The following is a 17,611-nucleotide window of genomic DNA, read 5'->3' as shown; positions in this document are numbered from 1 at the left end:
TGCAAGGCGCTATGCGCGGCGGCCCCGGATGAGCAGGAAGAGGCCCGAGGCCACCACGATCGCGCACCCGATGAGCATGGGCGTGTCGGGCCGTTCGCCGAATAGCGCCATGCCCAGGGCGAGGCCGAACAGGAGCCGCGTGTAGCGGAAGGGCGTGACGACCGAGACGTCGCCCGTGCGCATCGCCTGCATGAGCGCGTTGTAGCCGAAGACGCCGATCCCCACCGCGCCGAGGATCGCGAGCGCCGCGGCGCGGTCGGGCCAGACGAAGCCCCGCCCCTCCCATGCAGCATAGATCAGCCCCGCGAGGACGATCGTGGCAAAGCCGTAGACCCCGAGGATGCGGCTGCTGAGCGTGAGGGGGGCCGCGCGGCTGGCCAGGTCGCGCCCGGCGAACCCCAGCATCCCGATCACCGCCAGGAGCGAGAGCGGCGAGAAGCTTTCGCCCGCCGGGCGCAGGATCACCAGAACGCCGAGGAGCCCCGCGAAGATGGCGGCCCAGCGGCGCCAGCCCACCCGCTCGCCGAAGACCACCACCGCACCCAGCACCACGACGATGGGCGTCGCCTGAAGGATCGCCGTGGCCGAGGAAAGCGGCGTGAGCGCGATGGCCAGCGTATAGAAAAGCCGCCCCGTCAGTTCGAAGCCCACCCGGACGCCCATCGCGCGGGTGAAGATGTAGGGCGTCACCAGACGTTCGCCCCGCGACAGGGCCAGCATGGCAAAAAGCGCCGCGCCGCCCGCGCCGAACATCACGAGAAGCTGCGCGATGGGAAGGCTGAGCGCGGCGCGTTTGAGAAACGCGTCCTCGACGGCGAAACCCGCCATGGCGGCGGTCATCCAGAGCGCGCCGGTGAGATTGGCGCGGATGGCGGCGGCGGGTTCGATCATCGCGGTCAGGTCTCGTCCAGAAGGGCCGCAAGACCGGCGCGATAGTCGGGATAGTGCAGCCGCACGCCCAGCTCGTCCTTGATGAGGGCGTTCCGCACGCGTTTCGATTCCGCATAGAAGCTGCGGGCCATGGGGGTCATGTCGGCCTCGTCGAAGGGGATCGCGGGCGGAACGGGCAGCCCCAGAAGATCGGCCGCATGTTCAATCACGTCCTCGGGCGGGGCCGGGTCGTCGTCGCAGACGTTGTAGACGGCACCCGGACGGGGCCGCGCGATGGAGGCGGCGAGCACCTGCGCGATGTCGTCAACGTGGATGCGGCTGAACACCTGGCCCGGCTTCACGATCCGCCGCGCGGTGCCGGCGCGCACCTTCTCGAACGGGCCGCGGCCGGGGCCGTAGATCCCGGCCAGGCGGAAGATGTGCAACGGCAGGCTCGGGATCGCGCGCCATTGCGTCTCGGCCAGCACGCGCGCGCGGCCGCGGCGCGTCGAGGGTGTGAGCGGCGTCGTTTCGTCCACCCAGTCGCCCTGATGATCGCCATAGACGCCCGTGGTCGAGAGGTAGCCCGCCCAGTCGAGGCGCGAGGCCGTCGCGCGGACCGCCGCCTCGTAGCGGGACAGTGCCGGGTCGCCCTCGGGACCGGGTGCTACGGAGATCAGCAGGTGCGTCGCCTCCGACAGCGCGGCCTCGATGCCAGGGCCGTCCCAGAGAAGCGCGCGCAGCCCGTCGCGCTCCATCGCCTGCGCCTTCACGGGATCGCGCGTGGTGCCGATCACCTGCCATCCTTCGGGCAGAAGGCGCCGGGCAAGCGCAGCGGCGGAATAGCCGTGCCCGAGGCTGAGAAGCGTGCCGGTCATGCCGCCCCGAGCGGGCGCGAGGCCACCCAGGCATAGCCGTTGTCGCAAAGCACGTAGACCTCGCGCAGGCCGTGCGGCTTGTCGGTCGGTTCCTGAAGGATCGTGGCGCCGTGCGCGGCGGCACGTTCGGCCACCGCGTCGGGATCGGTGTCGTAGAGCCTGATCTCGAGCCCTGCGCCGCGAGCCCCCGCCTCGGGCAGCAGCGACAGGAGCGGATTGGCCCCGTAGGTGCCGTCGGCGTGAAGCTGAAAGACCTGTTCGCCGTAGGTCATGATCGCGAAATCGCGGCTGAGACGGTGCGCGGCCATGCCGAACAGCGCGCGCAGGAAGGCGGCCTCGGCCTCGACATCGCGCACGAGCAGGTTGAGGCCGAGCCCCCGGAGGGATGCACCGAAGGCCTCGGGGCTCACGGTCTCGAAATCCAAGGGCGCCTCCCGCGATTGCCGGGTCAGCTTGATCCCCGCCCCGAGCCGTGTCAACCTGCGGCAAAACCACGCGTAGGCCATGACATGACCCACCCCCGAACCGCGTTCCGCATCCAGTCACCCGATGCGGGGGGGCCGCGGGCGTTCGACGATCCGGTGGCGGCGGTGGACAGGTTGGTCGAACTCTATGACGAGGCGGTGACGTTCCTTCGGGCCGAGTTCACCGGGGCGCTGGCCGGCCAGGTGCCCACGGGACGGATACGCGCCTATTATCCCGAGATCCGCATCGCGACGGCGAGCCATGCCAAGATAGATACCCGCCTCAGCTTCGGTTACGTCGCGGCGCCGGGGGTCTATGCCACGACCGTCACGCGCCCCGATCTCTTCCGCGACTATCTCGAGCAGCAGATCGACCTGCTCATGTGCAATCATGGCGTGCCGGTCACGATCGGCCCGTCGGACACGCCGATGCCCGTGCATTTCGCGGTGGCCGAGGACGCGGAGCTGACCGTGCCGCACCAGGGGGCGGCGCCCTTCACGCTGCGCGACCTCTTCGACGTGCCGAATCTCGCCACCACGAATGACGATATCGTCAACGGCACGCATCTTCCCGCGCCGGACGGCACGCTTCCGCTCGCGCCTTTCACGGCGCAACGGGTCGATTATTCGCTCGCGCGGCTCACGCATTACACGGCGACCGATCCGTCGCATTTCCAGAACCACGTTCTCTTCACCAACTACCAGTTCTATGTCGAGGAGTTCGAGGCCTTCGCCCGCGCGATGCTGGCCGACCCGGAAAGCGGCTATGACAGTTTCGTCAGTACCGGCAATCTCGAGATCACCGACGCCCGCGCCCCCTGCCCGCGGCCCGAGAAGATGCCGCAGATGCCCACCTATCACCTGAAGCGCGCGGATCGGTCGGGGATCACGCTGGTCAATATCGGGGTGGGGCCGTCGAACGCCAAGACGGCCACCGACCATATCGCCGTGCTGCGCCCGCATGCCTGGATCATGGTCGGCCATTGCGCGGGGCTGCGGAACTCGCAATCGCTGGGGGATTTCGTGCTGGCCCACGCCTACATGCGCGAGGATGGCGTGCTCGACCCCGACCTGCCCTCCTGGGTGCCGATCCCGGCGCTGGCCGAGATCCAGATCGCGCTCGAGAACGCCGTGGCGGCGGAAACCCGCCTCGAGGGATATGACCTGAAGCGGATCATGCGCACCGGCACGGTGGCGAGCTTCGACAACCGCAACTGGGAGCTGCGCGACCAGTCCGGCCCCGTGCAGCGCCTGAGCCAGAGCCGCGCCATCGCGCTCGACATGGAAAGTGCCACCATCGCCGCGAACGGATACCGGTTCCGTGTGCCATACGGCACGCTTCTGTGCGTGTCCGACAAGCCGCTGCATGGCGAATTGAAGCTTCCCGGCATGGCCTCGGACTTCTACAAGACGCAGGTGGCGCGGCATCTGATGATCGGGATTCGCGCCATGGAGAGCCTGCGGAACATGCCGCTGGAGCGGATTCACAGCCGAAAATTGCGCTCATTCGCCGAAACAGCCTTCCTTTGAGGCGCAAAATCGCCAGAATGCCTGCAAAATAACCGCAAACCGACCACTATTCGTTGTGCTTGCCCACAAGATAGAGTTAGATTGCGCCCATGAGGCCCAAATCACCGGGCAGTTGAAGGAGACCATTAAATGGCAAAACCGATGACCAAATCCCAGCTTTCCGCGGCGCTTGCCGAAGAAATGGGCAGTGACAAGAAATCCGCCGCAGCCGCGCTCGACGCCATCTGCGCCGTGATCACCCGCGAAGTCTCGCAGGGTGGCGCCGTGACGCTGCCGGGCGTCGGCAAGATCTATTGCCGCGAGCGCCCCGAGCGCATGGTCCGCAACCCCGCCACCGGCGAGCAGATCAAGAAGGACGCCGACAAGGTGGTCAAGATGACGATCGCCAAGGCGCTGAAAGACAGCGTGAACGAGTGATCCTCTGACCCGGTCCAGAGTTTCGAAGCCGTCCCGACGGGACGGCTTCTTTCTTTCCGGCACCACCCGGTATAGATGTAGCAGCGGTGCCGGTTGACACGACCGGCGTCCTCTGGAGGTCTGGACCACGAACATGCGCGCCCCAACGCACCCCAAGCAGGATGCGAGGCTCGAAACCCTGCGCGGTTACGAGATCCTCGACACCCCACGCGAGAAGGATTTCGACGATATCGTCTCGCTCGTCTCGCGGATCTGCGAGGCGCCGATTTCGGTCATCAACCTGATCGACGCCGAGCGTCAGTGGTTCAAGGCCGAGGTGGGCCTCGGCGTGCGCGAGACGCCGCTCGAAACCTCGATCTGTTCGCATGTGATCCTCCAGGACGATTTCGTCGAGATCTCCGACACGCTGTCCGACCCACGCATGGCCGACAATCCGCTCTGCCTGAACGATCCGGGGCTGCGCTTCTATGCGGGGGCGCGGCTGGTGGCGGGCAACGGCCTGCCCATCGGGACGCTGTGCGTGCTGGATTACGAGCCGCGCACCCTGACCGAGCTTCAGCGCGACGCGCTGCGGGTCCTGGCGCGGCAGGTGATGCGTGAGCTCGACCTCCGGCTGGCCCTGAAGTCGGCGGACACGCTGCGCGCCGAGATCGACCACAGGGTCAAGAACTCGCTCCAGACGATCGGCGCGGTCGTGCGTCTTCATGCCCGGAAGATCGAGGACGATCGCGCGCGCGAGGCGCTGGCCGCCGTCGAGCGCCGGGTCGAGGCGGTCGCGGCCCTGCATGGCGAGTTGCAGACCGCAGTCACGCATGACCGCATCGCCATGAACGCGTATCTGCCGCGCATCGGCCAGCTTATTCAGCGCAGCGCACCTCCCCATGTGACGGTTTCCGTCGAGACCGAGGCGATCATGCTCGACGCCAACCTCGCCACGCCCGTCGCGGTGGTGATGACGGAATTCGCCGCCAACAGCATCAAGCACGGGTTCCCCGACGAGCGGGGCGGCACCGTGCAGTTCCGGTTCCTGCGCGCCGGGAAACAGCAGGTGGAGCTTCGCTGCGAGGATGACGGCGTGGGGTCCGGCGCCGCGCCCGCGGACGAGAGCAGGCCGACCGGCATCGGCTTCGACATCGTCGACGCCGCGGCCCAATCGCTCGGCGCGACGCTCCACAAGGAGCTGACCGGCGCGGGCAGTCGCATGACGCTGCGCTTTCCGGCCGGATAAGCGCGCTTTTCAACGCGCCGCCGCTGTGCCATGGCTTGCCGGAAACGGCGGAGGGCGATGCGTTGGACATACGTGCGATCATCATGGGTGTGGCCTTCGCGGTCATGTGGTCCTCGGCCTTCACCTCGGCGCGGGTCATCGTGGCCCATGCCCCGCCGCTGAGCGCGCTGGCGCTCAGGTTCCTGATCTCGGGACTTCTGGGCGTGCTGATCGCGCGGATGCTGGGACAGACATGGCGGCTCACGCCCGCGCAGTGGCGGGCGACGATCGTCTTCGGCATCTGCCAGAACGCGCTCTATCTCGGGCTCAACTTCGTCGCCATGCAGACCATCGAGGCGTCGCTTGCCGCGATCATCGCCTCGACCATGCCGCTGCTGGTGGCGCTGTCGCTGTGGCTGTTCCTGGGAGAGAAGATCACGCCGCTGGCGCTGGCCGGCCTGGCGGCGGGGATCGCTGGCGTGGCGATCATCATGGGAAGCCGCCTGTCGGGCGGGGTCGATCCCTTCGGCCTGATGCTCTGCGTGGGTGGCGTGATCGCGCTGACGGTCGCAACGCTGATGGTGCGCGGAGCCACGTCGGGGGGCAATCACCTGATGGTGGTGGGGTTGCAGATGCTCGTGGGCAGCGCCGCGCTCACGCTGGTGGCGCTCGGGACCGAGGATCTCGTGATCGACTGGACGTGGGAGTTGATCGTGGCGTTTGTCTACACGACGCTGGTTCCCGGCCTCGCGGCGACCTTCGTGTGGTTCCTGCTGGTCGAACGGATCGGTGCCACGCGGGCGGCGACGTTCCACTTTCTCAACCCGTTTCTCGGCGTCGCCATCGCGGCACTGATCCTCGGGGAGGCGCTGGGCGTCGTGGACCTGCTGGGCGTGGCGGTGATCATGGCGGGGATCCTCGCGGTGCAGGTGTCGCGGCAGCGAAAGGTCTGAGCGAACCCGGACGGCGGTCCGGCCTTCGAGCCGGGGTCTCGGGTCATCGAAGGCGGAGGCCCCGGATCAAGTCCGGGGCGCGGGCGCGCGCGGGTGTCACCCGCCCCTACCGCAACCCGTCCTCGCCCCTCACCTCGTCCACCGACAGGCCGCCCATGCGCTCGTGAATGCGTCCGCCCCGGCTCATGGCGAGCACGAAAAGCAGTTCGTCGGCGCGCGGGCCGTCGGGCAGGCTCACTTCCATGGCGTCGAAATGGCTGCGGACATAGGCCGCGTTGATATGGCCCAGCGGCACGTCAAGCGTGGTGCCCGGCCCGCCCTGTTTCATGGCCGAGGGCACGATGGCCTTCGCCGCGCCCAACCGCGCGCGCATGGCATAGCCGCCCGGCACGTGCCACAGCGCGGTATGCTCGAGCTCACCCCGCTCGCCGCACATGGCGGCCTTGCCATAGCCGTCGATCCCCTCGATGCCGCCCATCGCTTCGATCAGGGCGTCGGTCATCATGAGGCCCAATGGCTTCAGGTCGTCCATCGCCGATTGCAATTCCTCCTCGTAGCGTCCGGCGAACGGGTTCGCCACGAGCGCCGCGATGGCGGCGCGGCGCCGGGGCGTATCTGGAGCGGGGCCGCCGTCGTGATGGATATCCTCGATGAATGTCATGGTCTTGCGCAGGGTGAAATCAGGCATGGGTCAGATCCGGTTGTTGCGATGTCAGGGGGAGCGTGCCGCGGATCCGTGTCTCGCCCCGAAGGGTCAGGGCGGCGGCGTGGATGAGCCCGCGCGCGAGGGCCACATCGGCAAAGCGCGCGCCACGGTCGAGGGCCTCGGCGATCTCGGCCTTGGTCAGGAGGCCCACATGGCGCGTGACGGGGTGGTGATCCAGATCGCTTTCGGGCGCGATGTCACGCGCGGGGCAGCGGGTGATGGCAGGGTGGCCGGGCAGGTCCACCGCGTTCGCGATGAGCGTGGCGGCGGCGTCGGCCTCTGCCGCGCTTCGGGCCAGCACGGTCACGGCGTCCGCGATGCCGAGCGAGTGGCTGCGCCCGCGCCAGCCGGATGTGGCGATGCCGCGCACCCGGTCGGCGTGTCCGATCTCGATGCGCCCTCCCGCCATGGCGACGCGCATCGTCGTGCCGGGCGCGAGGTGAAAGGCGATGTCGCCGCCATTGTTCACATGGGCCTTGTCGATCCCGTCCCCGGCCGTGATCGCCGCGAGGATCGTCTCGGCCCCGGCCCCCGCGACCGCGGCCATCGGCGTGACGAAGCGGTTGGCGAAGGGCGCGACGGCACGGTGCATGGCGCGGGCGGTCGTGCCTGAGGGCACGGGGCCGCGAGACGCGCGCAGGCGTGGCAGCTCGTCCACCAGCTCTTGCAGGAGAGTGCGGAACCGCGCCGCCGCACGCTCGAACCCGGTGCGCCGTCCCGGTCCCTCGATGCCCACGATCATGTCGATGGGCCCGTGATGCAGGTGGAGCCGGCCATCGGGAAGCCACGAGACCTGCGCGCTGCTCATGGCTTGCGATCCTTCACGACGCGCATGTCGCTGCCGTATTCGCCGCCTTTCTCGACCACGTCCGCCACGCTGCGCACCGCGTCGTCATGGCCACCGAGCCGCCGGTAGGCGTCGCGCGGCAAGGTGAACTCCAGCGGCGCGACCAGCGCGGGCGTGGGCACGTAGCCGAAGGAGCCGTCGGGCATCGTCGTCACGTCCACCATCAGCGTGATCCCTCCGCCCGGCCAGACGAAAACCTCGGCCCCGCCACAGGTGACGCGCGTCTCGCCCGACTGCACCGAGCGGGTGAGCAGCACGGGGTTCTTCGTCACGCCCGAGCGAAGCGAGCCGCCCGCACCCGCCTGGAACATCACCGTGCAGAGCGCCGGTTCGCAGTTCTGGGCGATGAGATCGACCGAGGCTTGCAGCACCTCGGGCATCGGCGCGGGTTGCGGCACGAGGCCGTCATCCAGCACGAAATAGGCCGCATGTTCGCCGGTGGTCGAGACCATGAGAAGCGTGAGGCCCGGCCGGGCGCCCTTCTTCTCGAGCCACGGGTTCAGGATCGAGAGCGGATCGTCTATGTCCGTTCCGCCCCAGCCAAGCCCCGGCTCGGCCACCTGGAAATAGCGCCCCGGCGTGGATCGCCGCCCCTTGATGCGGATCCCGGTGTCGGGCCAGCCGAGGACCTTGCCCGCCTGGTGTTCGCTCACCACGCCGGTGATGTGATCGTCCACGACGACCACCTCGTCCACGTGGCCCAGCCATTGCGAGGCGAACATCCCGATCGTGGCAGAACCACACCCGACACGCATCCGCTCCTCGCGCGTGCCGTCCACGATGGGGGCGTGGCCGGCCTGCACGATCACGGTGGCGCCGCCGTCGATGGTGAGTTCCACCGCATCGCCCTGGCAGAGCCGCAAGAGCGCGTCACAGGTGACGCGGCCCTCGGGCTTGGTGCCGCCCGTGAGATGTTCGACCCCGCCGAGCGACAGCATCCGCGAGCCGTATTCCGACGTCGTGACATGACCCACAGGCTCACCCTCGGCGCGGACGGTCGCGGCCTCCTCGCCCAGGTGGCGATCGGTGTCGATCTTCACCTTGACCCCGCAATAGGAAAAGATCGCCTCGGTCACGACCGTCACGGTATCGACGCCCGCGATCTCGCGGCTGACGATGAAGGGGGCGGGCTTGTAATCGGGATAGGTGGTGCCGGCGCCCACGCCCGAGACGAACACGTCATCGCCCGAAAGCGTCCCGTCCCAGTCGGAGGCGAGAAAGGGCCGCACCTCGCCCCCGGCCTCGACCCTACGGTCAAGTATGGTGATCGGGTCGCACCGCACGATCTGGCCACCGACATTGCCGTAGCGGTCGCAGGCGCCGACCTTGCCGTCGGCGATGTAGCACATGACCGGGCAGGCATCGCAGCGGATCTTCTCCTCGCGTTCGCGTCGATCAGCCATCACGCGCCTCCCGCATGGCGGCGAGGACGCGGTGCGGCAGGGCCGGCAGCCGCGTCACCAGCGCGCCGGTCGCGTGGCGGATCGCGTTGAGGATGGCGGGCGCGGTAGGGATCAGCACATGTTCGCCCAGCCCCTTCGCGCCCATCGGCCCCTCCGGGTCGGGCACCTCGACGAAGATCGTCTCGATCTCCGGCATGTCGCCGGTGGTGGGGATGAGGTAGTCATGCAGGTTCTCGGTGCGGCCGGGAATGAATTCCTCCATGAGCGCAAGGCCAAGCCCCTGCGCGATGCCGCCCTGCACCTGCCCCTCGGCCAGCACCGGGTTGATGACGCGACCGAGGTCATGCGCGGCGGTCATCCGGGTGACGCGCGTCGTGCCGAGCGCGGTATCGACCGCCACCTCGGCCACCTGCGCGCCGTAGCCGTAGACGGCATAAGGCACCCCCTGCCCGTCTTCGTCGAGCGGCGTGGTGGGCGGATCGTAGGTCTCTTCACCGCGCAGGACATAGCCATGCGCGTCCCGGGGCAGGTCCGTCAACGCGATGCGCTGCGTCCGGCCATTCTCGGTCAGGGTCAGGACCGCGCCGTCGAGCGACATGGTCGCCCCGTCGCCCATGTTGGCACGCTTGAGGATCGCCGCGCGGAGCGCCTGACCCGCCAGCATCGCCGCCTTCCCGGTCACGTAGGTCTGGCGCGAGGCCGAGGTCTTGCCGCAGTCCGGCGTTCGGGCGGTGTCGGGACCGATAAGTCGGAACTGCGACACCGGCAATCCCAGCGCGTCGGCGCAGATCTGGGTGATGACGGTATTCGAGCCCTGCCCGATATCCGTCGCGCCCTGGTGGAGGATCAACTCCCCCTCCCCGGTGAGGCCCAGCCGCACGGTCGAAGGGTTCGGCAGTGCCGTGTTGCCGCACCCGTACCAGCAGGACGCGACACCGACCCCGTGGCGCAATGGCCCCGGCGCGCGGTTGGCAGCCTCGGCGCGGGTCAGCGCCGCCTGCCACGGGACCTCGAGCGCGTCGAGGCAGGCGGCGATGCCGACGCCCCGCAATTCCTGCCCGCAGGGCGTTTCCTGCCCGTCGGTCAAGGCGTTGAGCCGCCGAAAGGCCAGCCGGTCCATCCCCAACCGCTCCGCCAGCGTGTCGAAGAGCGTCTCCTGCATGATCGCGGCCTGCGGCACGCCGAAGCCGCGGAACGCGCCGGAACTGGCCTGATGCGTGTGGATGGCGCGGGCGTGGGCCCTGTAGGCGGGCATGTAGTAGGGGCCGGACGCGTGCACCGGCACCCGGCCCGCGACGGTCGGCCCCCAGCTTGCATACGCACCCGTATTGAAATCGCCATCGAAGACCATGCCGGTCAACCGCCCCTCGGCATCCGCGCCGATCCGCGCGGTCATCCGCGCGGGATGCCGCTTGGTGGTCGAGGCCATGGATTCGCCGCGCGTGTAGACCATGCGCGCCGGCTGGCCGGTTCTCAGTGTCACGAGCCCGATGAGCGGTTGCAGCGACAGGTCGAGCTTGGACCCGAAGCCCCCGCCCGCCGCCGCGGGAATGATGCGCACGCGCTCGGGCGGCAGGCCCAGAACCTTCGCGGTGTCGTCCCGGTCCATCACGGGCGCCTGCGTGCAGGCCTGGATGACGAGGCATTCACCGTCCATCCACGCGGCACCCGCCTCCGGCTCGATATAGGCGTGCTCGATATAGGGCGTCTCCATGCTGCCTTCGACCACGTGGGCCGACATGCCCAGCGCGGTCTCGGCCTCGCCCCGCACCACGCGGCCGGTAATGAGCACATCGTCGGGGCGGCTTTCGTGCACTGGCCGGTCAGGCAGCGTCTCCCACGTCACGGGAAACTCCGCGAGGTCCAGCGCCTCGATCACCTCCGGCGGCCCGGCGACGAGCGCGACGGCCTCTCCGCGCAGCCGCGCGTGCCGTTCGGCCAGGGCCGGTTGATCGGCGAAAGGGGGGATGACGCCGAAGCGGTTCTCGCCCGGTATGTCGGCGGCGGTGAAGACGTGTATGCCGTGGCGCGCGCCATAGGCCGCCATATCCCCGAATGAAAAGGCCATCGGCGCATCCGGTGCGCGCACCGCGCGGACAAGAAGCGCGCCCTCGGGCACGTGGTCCGCACCGTAGATCTCGGTTCCCTCGACCTTCGGCAGCCCGTCCAGCCGCTCTATCCCAGCGCCCACGGCCGCGCCCGCCTCGGGGCGTGGTGCGGTTCCATCGCCGCCCACGTCCATCACCGCGTCGATGATCTTGGCATAGCCGGTGCAGCGGCAGAGAACGCCGCCCAGCGCCTCCTCGACCTCGCCGCGGGTGGGCGTCGCGGTCCGCTCCAACAGGTCGACCGCGGCCATGAGCATCCCCGGCGTGCAGATGCCGCATTGCGCGGCGCCGTGGCGCAGGAAGGCACGTTGCAGCGGGTGGTCGCGCAGATCCTCGACGGTGCGAACGCTGCGCCCCGCCACCTGCGCCACGGGTGTCAGGCAGGCACAGACCGGTGTCCCGTCCAGAAGCACGGTGCAGGCACCGCAATCGCCCGCGTCGCACCCCACCTTGGTGCCACGCACGCCCATCTCGTCGCGCAGCACCTCGGACAGGCGGCGCGCGGGGGCCGCGAGCGAGGTGCGCGCGGTGCCGTTCAGCGTGAAGGATATCGCACCTCCCTGCCGGTTCATGCCACGGCTCCTTGCCCCGAAAGCAGGTCCGACACCGCGCGCCTCAGAAGCTCGGCCGCCGCCTCGTTGCGATAGGCCGCGTCCGCACGGATGTCGTCGATGGGGGCCAGCGCGCGGGCCACCGCACCGGCGTCGATCCCGGGCGGGCGATCCACGGGATGCCCGGCCAGCGCCGCCTCGACCTCGGGCAGTCGCCGCGCCACCGCGCTGCACGCTCCCACGGCGAGGGCCGCGCGCGCGATGCGCCCCTCCTCGATCACCAGCCGCGCGGCGACCATGGCGATCGAGATCACCAGGTAGCGTCGTGCCCCGAGCTTGAGAAACCGCGAACGTCCCTCGATCCCCTTCGCCGGCACGTCGACCGAGACGAGCAATTCGCCGGATTGCAGCGCGGTCCGGCGCGGGCCGGTCAGGAACTCGGCCAGGGACAGGACACGTTCCCCGCGCAGCGACTGCAGCCGCACCGACGCGTCGAGCGCCATGAGGCATGGCACCCCGTCGGCGGCGGGCGAGGCGTTGCAGAGATTGCCCGCGATGGTTCCCGCGGCCTGTATCTGGGTCGAGCCGACCTCCCGCGCCGCCTCCTTCAACATGGTGAAACCGGGCGGCAGGGGCGCGGCGATGATCTCGCGCCATGTCGTCGCGCCGCCGATGCGCCACGTCTCGCCCTCGCGGGCGATCCCCTTCATGCCGTCGATGGCGGTGACATCAAGGAGCGGACCTTCGAGCGTGCGCCGATCCGGCGCCGCGGGGAAGAGATCGGTGCAGCCCGCCGCCACGCGCGCGCCGGTCTCGCCCAGGTGGCGCAGCGCCTCGTCCAGCGTCTTGGGCCTCAGATACACCCGATCACACCTCCCCGACCGGTCACGCCACAAGCCTGCGCCCGGCCACCCCGTCCTGTCAACGCGGGATGGGCGTGTTGGTCTCGGCGCGAAGGCCCGCCTTCCACGCTCAGACCCCCACGTAGCGGTCGACGATGGAATGATCGGCGCGAAGCACATCCGCCGCCATCACCTCGCCGTTGCGGCCGTTTTCGATGAAGGCCACGCGATCGGCGACCGAAAGGACGGCATCGACCCGCTGTTCGACCAGGAGGATCGCGACGCCCTGGTCGCGCATCCGCACGATCACCTGGCGGATCGCCTCGATCATCGACGGCTGCAACCCTTCGGTGGGCTCGTCGAGCAACAGGGCGCGGGGCTGCAGGCAGAGCGCCCGCGCCGTCGCGAGCATCTGCTGCTCGCCGCCCGAAAGCGTCTCGGCGCGCTGGTTCAGGCGCTCGCGCAGGCGCGGGAAAAGGCCCAGCACCTCGTCGCGCACCTCCGGCCCGCTACGCCGCGCTGCAAGCCCGATCTCGAGATTCTGTGCGACGGTGAGCCCGGTGAAAAGCCGCCGCCCCTGCGGGATGTAGCCGATGCCGCGCTTCGGCACCTCGTGCGCGGGCAGCGCGCTCAACTCCTCGCCGCCAAGCAGGACGCGCCCGGACATGAGCGGCAGAAGCCCCATGATCGTCTTCATCGTCGTGGTCTTGCCCGCCCCGTTGCGGCCCAGAAGGCAGACGATCTCGCCCGCCTGAACGTCGAGCGAGAGGTCGCGCAGCACCTGCGCGCGTCCGTATCCGGCATTGACCTCCTCGAGCCTCAGCATCGCGTCACCCCGTTCCCAGGTAGGCGGCCTGCACGTCCGCGTTGTGGTGGATCTCGTCCGGCGTGCCATGGGCGAGGACTTCTCCGAAATTGAGCACCGTCACGCGGTCGGCCACCTCCATCACGACGCTCATGTTGTGCTCGATGAGCAGGATGGTGGTGTCGCCCGCCAGCTCGCGCACAAGCGCCTTGAACCCCTCGATCTCGCCATCCGAAAGGCCCTGCGTCGGTTCATCGAGGATCAAGAGGCGCGGGCGCTGCACGAGGCCCATCGCGATCTCGAGAAGGCGCTGGTGCCCATAGCTCAGATCGCCTGCTTCCTGGTCGATCCGGTCGGCGAGGCCCACCCGCGCCAGCGCGTTCTCCACGGCCTGCGCCGTCTCGTCGTGGCGCAGGTGCCGGCGCGCGGCCAGCGCCACGTTCTCGCGCACCGAAAGGCCGGTGAAGACCGAGGTGATCTGGAACGTGTAGGCCATGCCCGCCATGATCCGCTTGTGCGCCGGGAGCCGCGTGATGTCGCGCCCGTCGAAGGTGACGCGGCCGGCGCTGGGCTCGATCCGGCCCGAGATCATGCCGACGAGGGTGGTCTTGCCCGCACCGTTGGGCCCGATGAGCGCGCGCACCTCGCCGCGCGGCACCTCGAAGCTCACGTCCTCGACCGCCGTGAGGCCGCCGAACCGCTTGGTCAGACCCTCCGCGGCGAGAATGCTCATGGCAGCCCTCGCCACAGGCGGCGGCGCAATTCGCCCATCAGGCCCTGCGGCGCGAAGAGCGTCAGCAGGACGAGCGCCACGCCGGCGATCAGCATGTGCGCCGTGGTGATCCCCGAGGCGAGGTCGATCAGGTAGAACATGAACAGCGCGCCGACGAAGGGCCCGAGGATCGTGCCCGCACCCCCGAGAAGCACGTAGAGCAGGGGCAGGATCGAGTGCGGGACCGCCGCGAAACTGGCACCGACATAGCCGAAGAGAATGCCGTAGGCCGCACCCGCCGCCGCCGAGATCGTGCCCGAGATCACCATCGCCCCGAGCTTGTGCGCGTAGGTGTCGTAGCCCAGCATCCGCACCCGTTCCTCGTTCTCGCGGATCGCGATGAGCGTGCGCCCGAAAGGTCGCCGCACGAGCCTGAGCGAGATGACGAGGCAGACCGCGAAAAGGGCGAACGCGGCGAAATAGCGGTTCGTGGGATCGCTCAGGTCCAGTCCCCACAGGATGCGGTCGGCGGACGCGATGATGAACCCCTCGTCCCCCCGCGTCCAGGTGCCGAAATAGAGGATGGCGAGATAGCCCGCCTGCGCGAACATGAGCGTGACGATCATGAAGGCCACGCCCGATGTCCTGAGCGCGAGGAGCGCCAGCAGGAAGGACACCGCCGCGCCCGCCACGACGCCCGCCAGCAGGGCCATGGCCGGCGAAAGGCCGGCATGGGTGACGCCGAGCCCCATGCCATACATGCCCGCCGCGAAGAAGAGCGCATGTCCGAGGCTCAGAAGCCCGGTATAGCCGAACAGGATGTTGTAGCCGATCGCGTAGGACGCCAGCACCATGATCCGCGCAAGGTTTCCGTGGTGATAGGCGGGCAGCACGAACTGCAGCGCGAAAAGCACCGCCAGCAGCCCCAGGTGCAGCGCCCACGACCGTCCCGTCACGCTCATGCGCCGCGCGTCCCGAAAAGGCCCTGGGGCCGGAAGACGAGGACGAGGCCCACGAGAAGCGTGGCGAGGATCTTGGCCAGCGTGGGCGAGAAGAAGACCGAGATGATTCCGTCCGAGAGCCCGATGAGGATCGCCGCGACCACCGTGCCCGGCAGGCTTCCGAGGCCGCCGATGATCACGACGATGAAGCTCAGCAGAAGCGGATCGGCGCCCATCAGGTAATGCGCCTGCTGGATGGGCACGATCAGCACGGCGGCCATCGCGGCAAGCCCCGCGCCGATGCCGAAGACCATCGCGTAGACCCGCTCGACCGGGATGCCGAAAGCGAGCGCCATGTCCCGGTCCGCCTGCGTCGCGCGCATGACGAGGCCGACGCGCGTCCGTGTCATCATCGCCCAGACACCGCACAGGATCGCGGCCGCGGCACCGATCACGGCAAGCTTGTAGCTCGTCGTGCTGAGCCCCCAGGGCCAATACATCGCAAGGCCGTCCTCGCCCCACTGGACCCACGGGATCGCGAGGCGGCTGTTGAACGGCGGCTCGACCGGCCGCGCCTCGGGACCGTAGGTCATGAGCGTGACCTGCTGGATGATGTAGAGCAGGCCGATCGTGGCCACGATGGTCCGCTCGGGGTCGTAATCGAGCCGCTTGAGGATGGTCACGTCCGCCGCCACCGCGATCGCCCCCACCAGCACCGGCGCCACCAGGAGCGCCACCGCGAAGCCGATGGCCGGATGGGCCGCGATCCACTGGGTCAGCACCCAGGCGATCACGGCGCCCAGCATGAAGAACTCGCCATGCGCGATGTTGACGACCCGCATCACGCCGAAGACGAGGCTCAGCCCCACCGCCGTGAGCGCGAGTACCGCCGCGGTGACCGAGCCTTCGAGCGTCGCCAGCAGGAGATAGGGGCCAAGATCCATCGCGTCTCGCTTACCTGTCGGGGGTCTTGCGCGGCCGCATCGCCGGGTGTCGGGGGTGCCCGAGAGGACGACCGCACATCAAGCGCCTCGCGTCCTGCCGTGGAGCACCGGTTCGCGACGCGGCCACGTCTCAGAAGCTCTGGGTCGTGTAGTCCACCTCGTCGGGATAGAGCGTATCCTCGATCGACGTGGTATGCACCTTCTCGAGCGTGCCGCCTTCGCCCACGCGGCTGATATACTGGTGGCCGAAGACCTGGTGGGTCTTCCCGTTGAAGCGCTTGGCGCCTTGCGGATGCTCGCGGCTTTCGGGCATGTCGGTCATCGCCTCGACCGCCTCGATCAGCGCGGCACGATCATCGGGCCCCTGGTAGTCGGCGGCCTCCATCCCGGCCTTGATGACGTGGAGCGTTTCCCAGCAGCCGAACATGTGGGCATAGGTCGAGACATCGGTGGGGTCCGAGACCGAGGCGCCGCGTTCGTCGACGCCCACCGCCTCGCGGTAGAACTTGTCATGCTCTGACTGATCGGCCTGCGCGTGGCGCGGGTTGCCCTCCCACATGTAGGTGCCCTCCAGATATTCGAGGCCGGGACTCGCGAGGTCGACCGCCTCGAGACTGTCGATGAAGCCGAACATCTCGGGGCGTTGCGGACCGAAGAATTCCCCAAGCTCCTTCACGAATGTCAGCACCGCGGGCCCGACCATGACGTGATAGAGCACTTCGGTATCGCGCGGTATCTTGGGGAAATACTTGGTGAACGAGGTCTCGGCCGGCGGGATCGCGATATGGGCCAGCACCTCGCCACCCTGCGCCTCGATCGCCTCGGTGAAGAAATCGCGGTGATCGTGGCCGAAGGCGAAATCGGGAAAGATCATCGTGACCTTCTTGCCCAGGTTCCCGGCCACATAGGGCGCCATCGCCTGAACCTGGCTCTTCACGTCGGTGATGCCGGGCTGAAGCGTGTAGCGATTGAGCATGCCGCTGGCGACGTGATGCCCCTCGGACACCACGAAATAGGGCAGCTTCAGCTCGCCCGCACGCGGCGCGGAGCCGATGACGACATGCGAGAAAAGCGTGCCGTATCCGACGTCGCACTTGTGCTGGTTGGCGAATTTCTCGACCACCTCGGCGCCCCGCTTGGGGTCGGTGCCGTCATCCTCGGCCACGATCTCGACCATGCGGCCGTTGATCCCGCCACCGTCGTTGATGAGCTTCACCGCCGCCTCGGTCGTGCGGCCGTACCAGCGCCCGTAGGCCGCGCCGATGCCGGTGCGATGCACCTGGAACCCGATGCGGATCGGCTCGGAGGTCTGCGCCTGCGCATAGCGCGCCCACATCGGCAACGCGGCGGCACCCGCCCCTGCGGCCAGCGTCCCGAGCGCCCCGCGGCGCGTGATCCCCTTGATGTCCTTGGTCATGGTGCTGCCTCCCCGC

17 protein-coding genes are annotated in these 17,611 nt (G+C 68.8%); 4 read left to right on the top strand and 13 right to left on the bottom strand.

Annotation, left to right across the window (positions count from 1 at the left end):
- Positions 1 to 9 precede the first annotated feature (9 nt).
- The 3 genes from K1T73_RS02270 to K1T73_RS02260 are packed head-to-tail and all read right to left on the bottom strand — an operon-like array spanning position 10 to position 2,173.
- The gene (locus tag K1T73_RS02270) at positions 10 to 891 is read right to left on the bottom strand and encodes a DMT family transporter (RefSeq protein ID WP_220602385.1); all 882 of its coding nucleotides are present in this window, start codon (positions 889 to 891) and stop codon (positions 10 to 12) included.
- Between the two features lie 5 nt (positions 892 to 896).
- Positions 897 to 1,748 (bottom strand): SDR family oxidoreductase, encoded by an 852-nt coding sequence (locus tag K1T73_RS02265; RefSeq protein ID WP_220602384.1) that lies wholly within the window; start codon positions 1,746 to 1,748, stop codon positions 897 to 899.
- Positions 1,745 to 2,173 carry a glyoxalase/bleomycin resistance/extradiol dioxygenase family protein gene (locus tag K1T73_RS02260; RefSeq protein ID WP_220602383.1) on the bottom strand — a complete coding sequence of 143 codons (429 nt, stop codon included), beginning with the start codon at positions 2,171 to 2,173 and terminating at the stop codon, positions 1,745 to 1,747. The genes K1T73_RS02265 and K1T73_RS02260 overlap by 4 nt, the downstream gene beginning before the upstream one ends.
- 84 nt (positions 2,174 to 2,257) lie before the next feature.
- Between K1T73_RS02260 and K1T73_RS02255 the strand changes: the two genes are divergently transcribed.
- The 4 genes from K1T73_RS02255 to K1T73_RS02240 all read left to right on the top strand — a co-directional run bounded on the left by K1T73_RS02255 (position 2,258) and on the right by K1T73_RS02240 (position 6,319).
- Positions 2,258 to 3,742 (top strand): AMP nucleosidase, encoded by a 1,485-nt coding sequence (locus K1T73_RS02255; RefSeq protein ID WP_220602382.1) that lies wholly within the window; start codon positions 2,258 to 2,260, stop codon positions 3,740 to 3,742.
- Between the two features lie 129 nt (positions 3,743 to 3,871).
- Positions 3,872 to 4,159, top strand: coding sequence for an HU family DNA-binding protein (locus tag K1T73_RS02250; protein WP_220602381.1), 288 nt, complete (start codon positions 3,872 to 3,874; stop codon positions 4,157 to 4,159).
- A gap of 133 nt (positions 4,160 to 4,292) precedes the next feature.
- On the top strand, positions 4,293 to 5,387 hold the full coding sequence (locus K1T73_RS02245) for a histidine kinase dimerization/phosphoacceptor domain -containing protein (RefSeq protein WP_220602380.1): 1,095 nt from the start codon (positions 4,293 to 4,295) through the stop codon (positions 5,385 to 5,387).
- 62 nt (positions 5,388 to 5,449) lie between these two features.
- A complete protein-coding gene (locus K1T73_RS02240) occupies positions 5,450 to 6,319 on the top strand; it encodes a DMT family transporter (protein ID WP_220602379.1) in 870 nt (289 codons plus the stop codon).
- A gap of 106 nt (positions 6,320 to 6,425) precedes the next feature.
- On the opposite strand, the gene K1T73_RS02235 is transcribed toward K1T73_RS02240, so the two are convergent.
- The 10 genes from K1T73_RS02235 to K1T73_RS02190 form a co-directional block, all read right to left on the bottom strand.
- Positions 6,426 to 7,007 (bottom strand): amino acid synthesis family protein, encoded by a 582-nt coding sequence (locus K1T73_RS02235; protein WP_220602378.1) that lies wholly within the window; start codon positions 7,005 to 7,007, stop codon positions 6,426 to 6,428.
- Positions 7,000 to 7,833, bottom strand: coding sequence for a UPF0280 family protein (locus K1T73_RS02230; protein ID WP_220602377.1), 834 nt, complete (start codon positions 7,831 to 7,833; stop codon positions 7,000 to 7,002). The genes K1T73_RS02235 and K1T73_RS02230 overlap by 8 nt, the downstream gene beginning before the upstream one ends.
- Positions 7,830 to 9,275: a 6-hydroxynicotinate reductase gene (locus K1T73_RS02225; RefSeq protein ID WP_220602376.1), complete on the bottom strand. Its 1,446-nt coding sequence runs from the start codon at positions 9,273 to 9,275 to the stop codon at positions 7,830 to 7,832. The genes K1T73_RS02230 and K1T73_RS02225 overlap by 4 nt, the downstream gene beginning before the upstream one ends.
- The gene (locus K1T73_RS02220; RefSeq protein ID WP_220602375.1) at positions 9,268 to 11,955 is read right to left on the bottom strand and encodes a molybdopterin cofactor-binding domain-containing protein; all 2,688 of its coding nucleotides are present in this window, start codon (positions 11,953 to 11,955) and stop codon (positions 9,268 to 9,270) included. The genes K1T73_RS02225 and K1T73_RS02220 overlap by 8 nt, the downstream gene beginning before the upstream one ends.
- Positions 11,952 to 12,797 (bottom strand): xanthine dehydrogenase family protein subunit M, encoded by an 846-nt coding sequence (locus K1T73_RS02215; protein ID WP_259400418.1) that lies wholly within the window; start codon positions 12,795 to 12,797, stop codon positions 11,952 to 11,954. Before K1T73_RS02215 ends, K1T73_RS02220 begins: the two co-directional genes overlap by 4 nt.
- A 109-nt stretch (positions 12,798 to 12,906) precedes the next feature.
- The gene (locus K1T73_RS02210) at positions 12,907 to 13,602 is read right to left on the bottom strand and encodes an ABC transporter ATP-binding protein (RefSeq protein ID WP_220602373.1); all 696 of its coding nucleotides are present in this window, start codon (positions 13,600 to 13,602) and stop codon (positions 12,907 to 12,909) included.
- A gap of 4 nt (positions 13,603 to 13,606) precedes the next feature.
- Positions 13,607 to 14,314 carry an ABC transporter ATP-binding protein gene (locus K1T73_RS02205; protein ID WP_220602372.1) on the bottom strand — a complete coding sequence of 236 codons (708 nt, stop codon included), beginning with the start codon at positions 14,312 to 14,314 and terminating at the stop codon, positions 13,607 to 13,609.
- The gene (locus K1T73_RS02200; protein WP_220602371.1) at positions 14,311 to 15,255 is read right to left on the bottom strand and encodes a branched-chain amino acid ABC transporter permease; all 945 of its coding nucleotides are present in this window, start codon (positions 15,253 to 15,255) and stop codon (positions 14,311 to 14,313) included. The genes K1T73_RS02205 and K1T73_RS02200 overlap by 4 nt, the downstream gene beginning before the upstream one ends.
- On the bottom strand, positions 15,252 to 16,178 hold the full coding sequence (locus K1T73_RS02195; protein ID WP_220602370.1) for a branched-chain amino acid ABC transporter permease: 927 nt from the start codon (positions 16,176 to 16,178) through the stop codon (positions 15,252 to 15,254). Before K1T73_RS02195 ends, K1T73_RS02200 begins: the two co-directional genes overlap by 4 nt.
- Before the next feature lie 130 nt (positions 16,179 to 16,308).
- The gene (locus K1T73_RS02190) at positions 16,309 to 17,595 is read right to left on the bottom strand and encodes an ABC transporter substrate-binding protein (RefSeq protein WP_220602369.1); all 1,287 of its coding nucleotides are present in this window, start codon (positions 17,593 to 17,595) and stop codon (positions 16,309 to 16,311) included.
- Positions 17,596 to 17,611 lie beyond the last annotated feature (16 nt).

The sequence above is a fragment of the Roseovarius sp. SCSIO 43702 genome (assembly GCF_019599045.1).
In the GTDB taxonomy this organism is placed as follows: Bacteria; Pseudomonadota; Alphaproteobacteria; order Rhodobacterales; family Rhodobacteraceae; genus Roseovarius.
Note: the sequence above shows the minus strand (reverse complement) of the source record. Positions and strands in the feature narration are given on the sequence as shown.

Bases quoted from the DNA above. Each gene is read 5' to 3' on its own strand.
- K1T73_RS02195 (WP_220602370.1), bottom strand. From the start codon at position 16,178: ATGGATCTTGGCCCCTATCTCCTGCTGGCGACGCTCGAAGGCTCGGTC.
- K1T73_RS02210 (WP_220602373.1), bottom strand. From the start codon at position 13,602: ATGCTGAGGCTCGAGGAGGTCAATGCCGGATACGGACGCGCGCAGGTG.
- K1T73_RS02245 (WP_220602380.1), top strand. From the start codon at position 4,293: ATGCGCGCCCCAACGCACCCCAAGCAGGATGCGAGGCTCGAAACCCTG.
- K1T73_RS02200 (WP_220602371.1), bottom strand. From the start codon at position 15,255: ATGAGCGTGACGGGACGGTCGTGGGCGCTGCACCTGGGGCTGCTGGCG.
- K1T73_RS02255 (WP_220602382.1), top strand. From the start codon at position 2,258: ATGACCCACCCCCGAACCGCGTTCCGCATCCAGTCACCCGATGCGGGG.
- K1T73_RS02265 (WP_220602384.1), bottom strand. From the start codon at position 1,748: ATGACCGGCACGCTTCTCAGCCTCGGGCACGGCTATTCCGCCGCTGCG.
- K1T73_RS02225 (WP_220602376.1), bottom strand. From the start codon at position 9,275: ATGGCTGATCGACGCGAACGCGAGGAGAAGATCCGCTGCGATGCCTGC.
- K1T73_RS02220 (WP_220602375.1), bottom strand. From the start codon at position 11,955: ATGAACCGGCAGGGAGGTGCGATATCCTTCACGCTGAACGGCACCGCG.
- K1T73_RS02235 (WP_220602378.1), bottom strand. From the start codon at position 7,007: ATGCCTGATTTCACCCTGCGCAAGACCATGACATTCATCGAGGATATC.
- K1T73_RS02230 (WP_220602377.1), bottom strand. From the start codon at position 7,833: ATGAGCAGCGCGCAGGTCTCGTGGCTTCCCGATGGCCGGCTCCACCTG.
- K1T73_RS02205 (WP_220602372.1), bottom strand. From the start codon at position 14,314: ATGAGCATTCTCGCCGCGGAGGGTCTGACCAAGCGGTTCGGCGGCCTC.
- K1T73_RS02190 (WP_220602369.1), bottom strand. From the start codon at position 17,595: ATGACCAAGGACATCAAGGGGATCACGCGCCGCGGGGCGCTCGGGACG.
- K1T73_RS02270 (WP_220602385.1), bottom strand. From the start codon at position 891: ATGATCGAACCCGCCGCCGCCATCCGCGCCAATCTCACCGGCGCGCTC.
- K1T73_RS02250 (WP_220602381.1), top strand. From the start codon at position 3,872: ATGGCAAAACCGATGACCAAATCCCAGCTTTCCGCGGCGCTTGCCGAA.